Raw genomic sequence first — 11,901 nt, forward strand, 5'->3', positions numbered from 1 at the left:
GCGTTCGATCTGGTGGCCGATGACGGTGGGGCCGAGCATGACGGCGAAGCCGGAGCCGTCGCGGCGCGGGTCGGCCGCCGGCAGCTCCACCGGCTCGCCGTTGGCCGTGGCGCCCACCGGGCGCGGGCCGACCCAGGCGACCACCACGTCGGTCTCGCCCTTGAGGAACCGCTGGGCGCGCACCCCGCCGGTCGCCCGCCCCTTCGCCGGGTACGCCTTGAACGGCGTCACCTTCACCGTCGCCCCGGTGGAGGTGACCACCATCGGCTCACCGTGCTTCGGGTCGTCGGTGCGCACCGCGCCGAAGAACACCACCCGCGCGCCGGCCGGCAGGTTGATGCCGGCCATGCCGCCGCCCTTGAGTCCCTGCGGGCGCACCAGCCCGGCCGGGAAGCGCAGCAGCGACGCCTCCGAGGTGACGAAGGTGAGCGTCTCGGCCCCGTCGGTGAGCCAGGTCGCGCCCACCACCTCGTCGCCCTCGCGCAGCCCGATCACCTCGAACTCGTCCGAGCGGACCGGCCAGTCCGGCGCGCAGACCTTCACCACGCCCTGCCGGGTGCCGAGCGCCAGCCCCGGCGAGCCCTCGGCCGTCGGGCCGAGCGGCGCCAGGCCGACCACCGTCTCGCCGGCGGCCAGCGGCACCAGTTCGGCGGCCGACATGCCGCCGCGCAGCGACACCGTGCCGGCCTGCTCGGGCAGCACCGGCAGCGGCAGCACGTCGATCTTGAACGCCCGGCCGGCGCTGGTCACCAGCAGCACCCGGCCCCGGGCGGTGGTGTGCACCACGGCGCGTACCGCGTCGTGCTTGACCCGACCGTGCCGGCGCCGCCCCTCGGCCGCCTCCTCCGACTCGGCAGCGGTCCGGGCGACCAGCCCGGTCGCGGAGAGGATCACCTGGCACGGATCGTCGGCCACCTCCAGCGGGCCGGCCGGCGCGGACGCCGCCAGCACCTCCTTGAGGTCGCCGTCGACCAGGGTGGTCCGCCGGGCGGTGCCGAACTGCTTCACCACCGCGGCCAGTTCGTCGGAGACGAGCTTCCGGAGCACCTTCGGGTCGTCGAGGATCCGGGACAGCTCGGCGATCTCGGTGCGCAGCTTCTCCTGCTCGGCCTCCAGCTCGATCCGGTCGTACTTGGTGAGCCGGCGCAGCGGAGTGTCCAGGATGTAGGTCGCCTGGATCTCGGAGAGCTTGAACCGCCGCATCAGCCCGTCCTTGGCCGCCTGCGCGTCCTCGCTGCCCCGGATCAGCTTGACCACCTTGTCGATGTCGAGCAACGCGATCAGCAGGCCGTCGACCAGGTGCAGCCGCTCCTCGCGCTTGCGCCGCCGGTACGAGCTGCGCCGGGTCACCACCTCGTAGCGGTGGGCCAGGAAGACCTCCAGCAGCGCCTTCAGCCCGAGCGTCTGCGGCTGCCCGTCGACCAGCACCAGGTTGTTGACGCCGAAGGACTGCTCCAGCGGGGTAAGCCGGTAGAGGTCGGCGAGCAGGGCCTGCGGGTTGACGCCGACCTTGCACTCGATGACCAGCCGGGTGCCGCTCTCCCGGTCGGTGAGGTCCTTGACGTCGGCGATGCCGGTGAGCCGCTTGGTCTTGGTGACCTCGTTGGTGATCGCCGCGATCACCTTCTCGGCGCCGACGCCGTAGGGCAGCTCGACCACCGTGATCGCCTGCCGGCCCCGGCTGCCCTCCAGCGGGCCGATCTCCACCTTGCCGCGCATCCGGACCACGCCCCGCCCGGTCTCGTAGGCCCGGCGGACCTCGTCCAGGCCGAGCAGCAGGCCACCGGTGGGCAGGTCGGGGCCGGGCACGAACTCCATCAGCTTGTCGAGCGTGGCGTCCGGGTGGTTGATCAACCAGCGGGCGGCCTGGACCACCTCGGCGAGGTTGTGCGGGATCATGTTGGTCGCCATCCCGACCGCGATCCCGGACGCGCCGTTGACCAGCAGGTTGGGGAAGGCGGCGGGCAGCACGGTGGGCTGGGTCAGCGAGCCGTCGTAGTTCGGCTCGACGTCGACGGTGTCCTCGCCCAGCTCGCCGACGAGCAGCATCGCCTCGCGGGACATCCGGGCCTCGGTGTAACGGGCGGCGGCCGGGCCGTCGTCCGGGGAGCCGAAGTTGCCGTGCCCGTCGATGAGCGGCACGTTGAGGGAGAAGTCCTGGGCCAGCCGGACCATCGCGTCGTAGATCGCGGTGTCGCCGTGCGGATGGTACTTACCCATGACGTCGCCGACGATCCGGGCCGACTTCACGTGGCCGCGGTCGGGGCGGTGCCCCTGCTCGTACATCGACCAGAGGATGCGCCGGTGCACCGGCTTGAGGCCGTCGCGGGCGTCCGGCAGGGCCCGGGAGTGGATCACCGAGAAGGCGTACTCCAGGTAGGAGTCGGAGACCTCGGCGACCAGCGAGTTGTCGATGACCCGGGCACCGGCCTGGTCGAACGCGGAATGGTCGACCTTGGTGTCCTTGCGGCGTGCCATCGCTCAGCCCTCCCCTCGTACTGACGTGTTCATGCGTCGATCGCCTCCCGGTCGACCAGGTCGGCCGAGTCGATCAGCCAGTTGCGACGCGGTTCGACCTTCTCCCCCATCAGCAGGTCGAGGATCCGCTCGGCGGCGTCGACGTCGTCGAGGGTGATCCGGCGGACCGACCGGGTGGCCGGGTTCATGGTGGTCTCCCAGAGCTCGTCGGCGTCCATCTCGCCGAGACCCTTGAACCGCGGGATCGGAGTGACGATCTGCTTGCCGGCCTTCTCCAGCCTGCGCACCGTCGCCGCCATCTCGGCCTGGGTGTAGGTGTAGAACGTCTCCGGGTTGCGGCCCTTGGTGGTGATCTTGTGCAGGGGCGGCATCGCGGCGTAGAGCCGGCCGGCCTCGATCAGCGGCCGCATGTAGCGGGCGAAGAGCGTGATCAGCAGCGTCCGGATGTGCGCGCCGTCCACGTCGGCGTCCGCCATGATCAGTACGCGGCCGTAACGCAGCGCGGACAGGTCGAAGGTGCGCCCGGAGCCGGCGCCGAGCACCTGCACGATGGCGGCGCACTCGGCATTGTCCAGCACCTGCTGGAGGTTGGCCTTCTGCACGTTGAGGATCTTGCCCCGGATGGGCAGCAGCGCCTGGTATTCGGCCGAGCGGGCCAGGCGGCCGGTGCCCAGCGCGCTGTCGCCCTCCACGATGAACAGTTCGCTGCGCTCGATCCCCGCGGCCCGGCAGTCGACCAGCTTGGCCGGCATCGACGCGCCCTCCAGGGCGGTCTTGCGCCGGGCGGCGTCCTTCTGCTGCTTCTGGGTCAGCCGCACCCGGGCCGCGTCGACGATCTTCTGGAGCACCGTGCGGGCCTCGGCCTTGCTGCGCCGGTCGTCCAGCCAGGCCTTGACGTGCTGCTCGACCAGGGACTGGATCACCTTGGTGATGCCGGCGGTGGAGAGTTCGTCCTTGGTCTGCGAGGTGAACTGCGGCTCGGGGATCCGCACGTGCACCACCGCGGTCATCCCCTCCAGGACGTCGTCCAGGGTGGGCGGATCCTCCTTGGCCTTGAGCAGGCCACGGGTGTTGCGGACGGCGTCGGCGAGGGTACGCGCCAGGGCCCGCTCGAAGCCCTTGCGGTGGGTGCCGCCGTGCGCGTTGCGGATGGTGTTGGTGAAGCACTCGACGGTGCGCTCGTAGCCGGTGCCCCAGCGGAAGGCCACCTCGACCTCGGCCCGTCGCTGCACGTTGGACTGCATCACGCCGTTGGCGTCGGCGGCGTTCTCCCGGTAGCTGCCCTCGCCGGTGACCAGCAGCGTGCCGGAGACCGGGCGGTCACCGGCCGGGGCGAGGAACTCCACCATGTCGGTCAGCCCGTTGGGGAAGTGGAAGCGCTCCTCGGTCGGCTCGGCGCCGGTGTGGTCGCGCAGCAGGTAGCTCACGCCGGGGACCAGGAAGGCGGTGTTGCGCAGCTTCATCCGCACGGCCTCGGTGTCCAGGGCCGCGCCGGTCTCGAAGTAGCGGGGGTCGTGCCAGTAGCGGATGGAGGTGCCGGTGCGCTGACCGCGCTTCATCGCGCCGACGACCTGGAGCCCCGGGCCGGCGGTGAACGGCGCGTCCGGCCCGTCGCCGTCGAAGATCCCCGGCACGCCGTGCCGGAACGACATGGCGTGGACCTTGCCGCCCCGGCGGACCGTCACGTCGAACCGGCGAGAGAGCGCGTTGACCGCCGAGGCGCCCACGCCGTGCAGGCCGCCGGAGGTCTTGTAGCCGGAGCCGCCGAACTTGCCGCCGGCGTGCAGCCGGGTGAGCACCAATTCGACGCCGGAGAGGCCGGAGCGGGCGTGCACGTCGGTCGGGATGCCCCGGCCGTCGTCGTCGACCTGCACCGAGCCGTCGGCGTGCAGCGTCACCTCGACCTTGCGGGCGTGACCGGCGACACCCTCGTCGGTGGCGTTGTCGAGGATCTCGTTGACGAGGTGACCCACGCCACGGCTGTCGGTGGAGCCGATGTACATGCCGGGCCGCTTGCGGACGGCGTCCAGCCCCTCGAGGTGCGTGAGGTCGTCGGCCCCGTACAGGGTCTCAGGCTCTGCGGTCAACTGGTCGTACTCCCAGGTCTCGGCGGTGTGGTGCCGCTCACCGGCGAACGTCGCCCCCCTCGCGGCGCGCCGCAGCGAGCCTAGCCCGCTGCTCCGACAACGCCGTGGCACCCCGCGCGACCCGCCGGGGCGGGGCGCGGCTGCGGCCCGGAAGCTCCGGAAGACGCGCTCGGCGCGCTCCCGGCAGTGCAACGCCGCGGACGCCGGCCGGATTCCGGCTCCCGCCCGGGACGGCCGGAACGGCACCGCACCGCTACGCTGGCCGACGGTCGCGCCCGGTGGGGCGCCGGCGCGGGGAGGCGGCGTGCGGGAGGACGGGGCGACCGGGCGGCTGTCGGCCGAGTCACTCGCGGCGGGCGACCCGACCGGCTGGTTCGAGCGGCTCTACACCGAGGCGGAGCGGGGCGACGCGGCGGTGCCGTGGGACCGGGACGCCCCGCACGGGCTGCTGGCCGGGTGGACCGCGGCGAGCGGGCTGACCGGGGCCGGCCGGCGGGCGGCCGTGGTGGGCTGCGGCTACGGCCGGGACGCCGAGCACGTGGCCGGGCTCGGCTTCGCCACCGTGGCCTTCGACATCTCCCCGACAGCGGTCCGGACCGCCCGGGACCGGCACCCGGGCTCGCCGGTCGACTACCGGGTGGCCGACCTGCTCGACCCGCCGGCCGCCTGGCGGCGCGGGTTCGACCTGGTGGTGGAGAGCATGAACGTGCAGGCGCTGCCACCCGAGGTCCGGGTCGCCGGGTTCGGCGCGGTCGCCGACCTGGTGGCGCCGGGCGGCACGCTGCTGGTGATCGCCGCCGGCCGGGCCGACGACGAGGAGCCGCCGGCCGCGCCGCCCTGGCCGCTCACCCGCGGCGAGGTCGACGCCTTCGCCGGGAACGGGCTCGCGCCGGTCCGCGTCGAGGAGTTGCGGGACCCGTCGGGCGTGCTCCGCTGGCGTGCGGAGTTCCACCGCCCCGCCTGACGCCACCGGCGCACGGGCGCCGCACACCAGTCGCCCACCCCGGGCCGGGACCGCCGACGTGGCGGTCACGTCCGCCCCGGTCGGGCTGCCCGCACGACCGGTGGCGCCGCCCCGGGGACCGCCCCGCATCGAAGGATCATGTTTCCGGCCATTGACGGCCGTCACACCGAGGTGATCTGATCGCGCTCTCGGAGGATCTTTCATATTTCGATCGTCGGATGGGGGACCCATGTCCAGGTTCCGTCGTACCGTCGTCGCGGTCGCGCTGGCCGCCGCCACGACGGCGCTCGCCACCGCCGTGGCGCCGCCCGGGCCCGCCTCGGCGGCCCTGCCCACCGCGGCCGTCGCGATCGGCGACAGCTTCATCAGCGGCGAGGGCGCCGGCGCGTACGCCCCGGTGGTGGACGCCAACGGCGTCGCACAGACCTTCCCCGGCTGGACGGCGCCGAACAGCAACGCGTTCTTCTGCCACCGCTCGGCGAACGCCTCGCTGCACCGGGCCACCCTGCCGGGCATCCAGGACCGGTTCAACCTCGCCTGCTCCGGCGGCCAGCCGCACGACATCGCCACCGCCTCCTCGGCCCGGGCGAACGGCCGGCAGGTGGCCGCGCAGCTCGACCAGCTGCGCGCGGTCGGGCGGACCCACGACATCGACCTGGTGCTGCTCGGGCTCGGCTCCAACAACAGCTCGTTCACCTTCGGCGACGTCGCCGAGAAGTGCGCCAACCGGTTCATCGCGGACGCCTGGACCGGCTGGTGGGAGTTCTGGGCGTACCTCGGCGGACCGGTCGAGCAGGAGCCCTGCACGGACGCCGACCTGGCCACCGCCGCGCAGTGGAGCGCCGCGACCGCGGAGACCACCACGGCCGTACGCCAGCTGCTGACCACCCTGCGCGAGATCGACGCCGACGGCCAGCACCGGGTCGTCTTCCAGGACTACACCAACCCGCTGCCGTTCGACCTCGACCCGACGTTCCACACCGAGGACAGCCGGGACGACACCCGGGACAAGTTCCGCGCCCTGGGCGCCGAGCGGTACGCGGCCGGCTGCCCGATCCACCGGGCCAGCCTGCTGCCCGGCCACCGCTTCTCGCAGGGCCTCGGCACCCTGGTGCGGTCCACCCGGGACACCCTGGCCGCCGAGTTCCCCGGCGCCGACCTGGTCTACCTCAACGTGCAGCGGGCCTTCGACGGCGCCCGGCTCTGCGAGTCGGCGGCCAGCCCGACCGGCGCGCTGGCCACCCCGATCCGGCTCCAGGACTCCCCGCCGAACGGCGTCTTCGTCACCAGCCTGGCCGGCAAGGACAAGATCGCCATCCAGCGGATCGCCAACACCTGCGTGTCGTACTTCCAGACCTGCCAGGAGTCGTGGCACCCGAACGCGGCCGGGCACCAGGTGCTGGGGCAGTGCCTGAGCGGCGCCGCCGCCACCAGCGCCCGCGCGGTGGCCTGCGTCCGCGCCACCAACGGGTCGATCACCGTCTCCTGACCCGCCGCGCCCGGGCCCGCGGGCGCGGCGACGACGAGGCCCCGCCGCCCGGCGGGGCCTCGTCCGCGTCCGGGCGACCCGCCGGAACAACCCGGGCGCGCCGCTCGCCCGCGGTCGACCTACCCCTCGCTCCCGGCCGCCGCCGCGCAGGTCGCCGGGACGCCCGGCCCAACGGGTGCGGCGGGGACGCCGGGTGCGGCCGGGACGCCGGGCGCGGCCGGGACGCCGGGCGCGGCCGGGGGCGCGCCGAGGGCGAGCACGATCGGGCCGGCCGGGCCGGCGACCAGGTCGTCGAGGCGTACGCCGTCGAGCACGGCGAGGAACGCCTGCCGGGCGCGGCGCAGCTCGGCGCGCAGCCAGCAGGCCGCCCGCAGCGGGCAGGGCGGGGCCTCGCAGTCGACCACCTCGTCCTCACCCTCGAACGCCCGGACGACCTGCCCCACGGTGAGCCGCCCGCCGCCCTCGGCGAACGTCACCCCGCCGGCCCGGCCCCGGACGGTGACCAGCACGCCGAGCCGCTGCAACCGCTGGACCAGCTTCGCCACGTGGTTGCGCGGCAGCGCCAACTGCCCGGCCAACTCCTCGACGGTCGTCCGGCGCGGCGTCGCGGCGGCGGCCATGGCGATCCGCAGCGCCATGTCGGTGGACCGGTTGAGCCTCACCCGCCCGACCCTAGCCAGCGCGGACGCCGCCGACCACGGCCGGACGGGCCGGGAGTGTGATCCGGGCGACCAGCGACCCGGGACCTTCGGCCCTGAAGAGGTATCTCAAATGCTTGTTTAGCTGGCCGGGCCCGAACGGTTCATCGGAGAAGGAGACAACTCGTGCTCACCGAGTCCTCAGCAGCAGTGGTGACGGCGACCCTGCCCGCCGTCGAAGCGCACGGGGAGGCGATCACCCGCCGGTTCTACCAGCGGATGTTCGAGGCGCACCCGGAACTGCTGGACCTGTTCAACCGGGGCAACCAGGCGACCGGGGCGCAGCAGGCCGCGCTGGCCGGCGCGGTGGTGGCGTACGCCGGGCACCTGACCGGCGGCTCGACGGTGCCGTGGGGGCCGATCCTGGACCGGATCGCGCACAAGCACGCCTCGCTGGGCATCACCGCCACCCAGTACACGATCGTCGGCCGGCACCTGCTCGCCGCCGTCGGCGAGGTGCTGGGCGAGGCGGTCACCCCGGCGGTGGCGGCGGCCTGGGACGAGGTGTACTGGCTGCTGGCCTGCGAGCTGATCGCCCGGGAGGCGCGCCTCTACACGCTCGCCGGGCTGGCCGAGGGCGAGTCGGTGTGGCGCGACTGGCGGGTGGCCGACAAGGTGCGGGAGACCCCCGACGTGGTCTCGTTCGCCCTGGTCCCGGTCGACGGCGGCGCGGTGCCCACCTTCACCCCCGGCCAGTACACGTCGGTGGCGGTCGACCTGGACGGCGGGCGCGGCCGGCAGATCCGGCAGTACAGCCTCTCCGGCCGCCCCGGCGCCGACCACTGGCGGATCACCGTCAAGCGGGTGCGCGGCACCGACGGCGCCCCCGACGGCATGGTCTCCACCTTCCTGCACCAGCAGGTCACCGTCGGTGACACCCTCCGGCTCAGCCCGCCCTTCGGCGAGGTCAGCGCGGTCGCCGGGTCCGGACCGCTGCTGCTGGTCAGCGCGGGCATCGGGCTGACCCCCGCGATGGCCGCGCTGGAGCACCTGGCCGCCACCGAACCGCAGCGCCCGGTGACGCTGGTGCACGCCGACCGGGCCGGCGCCGCGCACGCCTTCCGCGGCGAGCTGCCGCGCCTGCACGCCGCGCTGCCCAACCTGCGGACCACGCTCTGGTACGAGGAGGTCACCGACGCCGACCGGGCCGGACCGACCGCCGAGGTGGCCGGCGGCCGGGTCGACCCGGAGCTGATCCCGCTCTCCCCCGACGCGCACGTGCACCTGTGCGGGCCGCTGCCGTTCATGAACGTGGTCCGCGGTGGCCTGCTGCGCCGCGGGGTCCCGGTGGAGCGGATCGCCTACGAGGTGTTCGGCCCGGGCATGCTCCGCGACGACCGGGCCTGACCACGGGATACGTCCGCCGAACCGGAGCCGGGCCGGCGGGCGCCGGGGCGACGCGCCGCCCCGGCGCCCGCCCGAATCTCCACACCCGACTGAGCGGCCCCTCAGGAGAAGTCGATGATCTAGAGGTTAGGCGGAGAAGCCGAGGGTAGGGACCTTCCCATGCGGGTCCTTGGCATCAACGCGATCTTCCACGATCCGGCGGCCGCCCTGGTGGTCGACGGCAGGGTGGTGGCTGCCGCCGAAGAGGAACGGTTCAGCCGCCGCAAGCACGGCAAGCGTCCGGTCGCCTTCTCGGCGTGGGAGCTGCCGGAACTCTCCGCCGCCTGGTGCCTGGCCAGCGCCGGACTGGACGTCGACGACCTCGACGCGGTCGCCTACTCGTTCGACCCCGGGCTGTGCCGCCCGGCGGAGACGCTCGGACTGGCCGACCCATGGGACTGGCTGCGCGTCGAGTACGCCCAGCGCGCGCCGCAGTTCCTGGCCGCCGCCCTGCCCGGCCTCGACCCCGGCAGGGTGCGCTTCGTCCCGCACCACGTGGCGCACGCCGCGTCGGCCGGGCTGGCCGCACCGGCGGGCGGCGACGACACGGCGGTGCTCGTCCTCGACGGACGCGGCGAGGTGGCCAGCCACCTGGCCGGCGTCTACGCCGACGGGCTGCTGCGCCCGCTGGCCGCCCAGCAGCTGCCGCACTCCCTCGGCCTGCTCTACGAGGACCTCACCCGGCACCTGGGCTTCCTGCACTCCAGCGACGAGTACAAGGTGATGGCGCTGGCCTCGTACGGCGAGCCGAAGCACCTCGGCCTGCTGCGCGAACTGGTGCGGGCCACCCCGGAGGGCGGCTTCGCCATCGAGCCGATCGACTGGGGCAGCCTGGCCAAGGCCCGCACCGCCGACGGGGAGATGACCGGCGACCACGCCGACCTGGCCGCCAGCGTGCAGGCCCGGCTGGAGGAGGTGATCCTCGACCTGGCCCGCTGGCTGCACGACGCCTCGGGCGGGGCGTCCACCCTGGCCATGGCCGGCGGGGTGGCGCTCAACTGCGTGGCCAACGCCCGGATCGCCGCCGAGGGACCGTACCGGAACGTCTGGGTGCAGCCGGCGGCCGGTGACGCGGGCACCGCGCTCGGCGCCGCCCTGCACGTCGCCCGCGACCTCGGTGACCGGACCATCCCGATGGCCGGGGCCGACCTCGGTCGCGGCTGGTCGGACGAGGAGCTGGAGGCGGAGCTGCGCCGCGCCGCGCTGCCGTACACCCGGCCGGACTCGATCGCCGCCGAGGCGGCCCGGGTGCTGGCCGGCAACGGGGTGGTCGCCTGGTTCCAGGGGCGCAGCGAGTACGGGCCCCGCGCCCTCGGGCACCGGTCGCTGCTGGCCCACCCCGGTGACCCGGCCACCACCGCCCGGCTCAACGACGTCAAGGGGCGCGAGCAGTTCCGCCCGGTCGCCCCGATGGTCCGCGCGGAGCGCTTCGCGGAGATCTTCGAGGGCGTCTACCCCAGCCCGTACATGCTCTTCGTGCACCGGGTGCGGCCCGACTGGCGCGACCGCATCCCGGCGGTCACCCACGTCGACGGCACCGCCCGGGTGCAGACCGTGCACGCCGACACCGAACCGCTGGTCGCCGACCTGCTCGCCGAGTTCGACCGGCTGACCGGCCTGCCGGTGGTGGTGAACACCTCGCTGAACACCGCCGGCCGCCCGATGGTGGACACCCCACGCGAGGCGATGGAGCTGTTCGGATCCGCCCCGGTGGAGCTGCTGGCCATCGGCCCGTTCGCGGTGCGCCGCGGCGCGCTGGGCGGTGACCGGTGATCAGCATCGTGGTGCCGACGCTCGGCCGGCCCAGCCTCGCCGTGCTGCTCGACGCGCTCGCCGGCCAGGTGGGTGAGCTGCCCGACCCGGAGATCCTGCTGGTCGACGACCGCCGCGAGAGCACCGGCGAGCTGCCGGTGCCGGGCGCGCTGGCGGCGTACACCAAGGTGCTGACCGGGCCCGGCGCGGGGCCGGCGGCCGCCCGCAACCTCGGCTGGCGCGCCGCCCGCTCCCCCTGGATCGTCTTCCTCGACGACGACGTCGTGCCGGCCCCCGACTGGTGCCGGCGACTCCTCGCCGACCTGGCCGTCGGCGACCTGGTCGGCGGGGTGCAGGGCGTGGTCCGGGTGCCGCTGCCGGCGCACCGCCGGCCGACCGACTGGGAACGGGTCACCGCCGGCCTCGCCGAGGGGAACTGGATCACCGCCGACATGGCGTACCGCCGGGCGGCGCTGGACGACACCGGCGGCTTCGACGAACGGTTCCCGCGCGCCTACCGGGAGGACGCCGAACTGGCCCACCGGGTGCGCCGCGCCGGCTGGGAGCTGGTCCGCGGCGAACGGTCGGTGACCCACCCGGTACGCCCGGAGAGCCGCTGGGTGAGCCTGCGCACCCAGCGGGGCAACGCCGACGACGCGCTGCTGCGCCGGCTCTACGGCCCCTACTGGCGCACCGACCTTCGACTGCCGCCCGGGCGCCGGCACCGGCACGTGGCGGTCACCGCGTCGGGCGCCCTCGCCCTGGTCGCGGCCGGACTGTACGCCGGGACCGGCGGGGCGCGCCGGGCGGCGCTCGGCGCGGCGGCCACGGCCGGCGCGCTCGGTTGGCTCGCCGGCACCGCCGAGTTCGCCCGGGCCCGGATCGCGCCCGGCCCGCGCACCCCCGGCGAGGTCGCCACCATGGTGGTGACCAGCGCGCTGATCCCGCCACTGGCCGTGACCCACTGGCTACGCGGCTGGTGGGGCAGCCGCGACGAGCGCCCCGGAACGGGCAGTTGATGTTTACTTCTCCCGGCCGAGGCAACTG

General features: G+C 74.5%; 8 protein-coding genes. 5 read left to right on the top strand and 3 right to left on the bottom strand.

All coding sequences use genetic code 11. The features are described 5' to 3' along the window. Both Q3W71_RS00005 and Q3W71_RS00010 read right to left on the bottom strand, forming a co-directional pair. The coding region (locus Q3W71_RS00005) for a DNA topoisomerase (ATP-hydrolyzing) subunit A (protein ID WP_302917185.1) at window positions 1–2,478 on the bottom strand (2,478 nt) is incomplete at its 3' end. 29 nt (window positions 2,479–2,507) lie between these two features. Further along, window positions 2,508–4,565 (bottom strand): type IIA DNA topoisomerase subunit B, encoded by a 2,058-nt coding sequence (locus tag Q3W71_RS00010; protein ID WP_302917186.1) that lies wholly within the window; start codon window positions 4,563–4,565, stop codon window positions 2,508–2,510. 304 nt (window positions 4,566–4,869) lie between these two features. Between Q3W71_RS00010 and Q3W71_RS00015 the strand changes: the two genes are divergently transcribed. Both Q3W71_RS00015 and Q3W71_RS00020 read left to right on the top strand, forming a co-directional pair. Then, window positions 4,870–5,529 carry a bifunctional 2-polyprenyl-6-hydroxyphenol methylase/3-demethylubiquinol 3-O-methyltransferase UbiG gene (locus Q3W71_RS00015; RefSeq protein ID WP_302917187.1) on the top strand — a complete coding sequence of 220 codons (660 nt, stop codon included), beginning with the start codon at window positions 4,870–4,872 and terminating at the stop codon, window positions 5,527–5,529. Between the two features lie 229 nt (window positions 5,530–5,758). Next, a complete protein-coding gene (locus Q3W71_RS00020; protein WP_302917188.1) occupies window positions 5,759–7,018 on the top strand; it encodes a hypothetical protein in 1,260 nt (419 codons plus the stop codon). Between the two features lie 119 nt (window positions 7,019–7,137). On the opposite strand, the gene Q3W71_RS00025 is transcribed toward Q3W71_RS00020, so the two are convergent. Further along, complete coding sequence (locus Q3W71_RS00025) at window positions 7,138–7,680, bottom strand: Rrf2 family transcriptional regulator (RefSeq protein WP_302917189.1); 543 nt, start codon at window positions 7,678–7,680, stop codon at window positions 7,138–7,140. Window positions 7,681–7,782: 102 nt separating this feature from the next. Between Q3W71_RS00025 and Q3W71_RS00030 the strand changes: the two genes are divergently transcribed. From Q3W71_RS00030 to Q3W71_RS00040, 3 genes are all read left to right on the top strand, one after another. After that, window positions 7,783–9,063, top strand: coding sequence for a globin domain-containing protein (locus Q3W71_RS00030; protein WP_368050368.1), 1,281 nt, complete (start codon window positions 7,783–7,785; stop codon window positions 9,061–9,063). Window positions 9,064–9,222: 159 nt separating this feature from the next. Then, window positions 9,223–10,875 carry a carbamoyltransferase C-terminal domain-containing protein gene (locus Q3W71_RS00035; protein WP_302917191.1) on the top strand — a complete coding sequence of 551 codons (1,653 nt, stop codon included), beginning with the start codon at window positions 9,223–9,225 and terminating at the stop codon, window positions 10,873–10,875. Beyond that, window positions 10,872–11,873 (top strand): glycosyltransferase family 2 protein, encoded by a 1,002-nt coding sequence (locus Q3W71_RS00040; RefSeq protein WP_302917192.1) that lies wholly within the window; start codon window positions 10,872–10,874, stop codon window positions 11,871–11,873. The genes Q3W71_RS00035 and Q3W71_RS00040 overlap by 4 nt, the downstream gene beginning before the upstream one ends. Window positions 11,874–11,901: the final 28 nt, after the last annotated feature.

Origin of the sequence: Micromonospora sp. C28SCA-DRY-2 (assembly GCF_030519475.1) — a bacterium.
Lineage (GTDB): Bacteria > Actinomycetota > Actinomycetes > Mycobacteriales > Micromonosporaceae > Micromonospora.

What these genes read in the sequence shown, in the direction of transcription:
- Q3W71_RS00020 (WP_302917188.1), top strand. Translation starts at nt 5,759, where the DNA reads ATGTCCAGGTTCCGTCGTACCGTCGTCGCGGTCGCGCTGGCCGCCGCC.
- Q3W71_RS00035 (WP_302917191.1), top strand. Translation starts at nt 9,223, where the DNA reads ATGCGGGTCCTTGGCATCAACGCGATCTTCCACGATCCGGCGGCCGCC.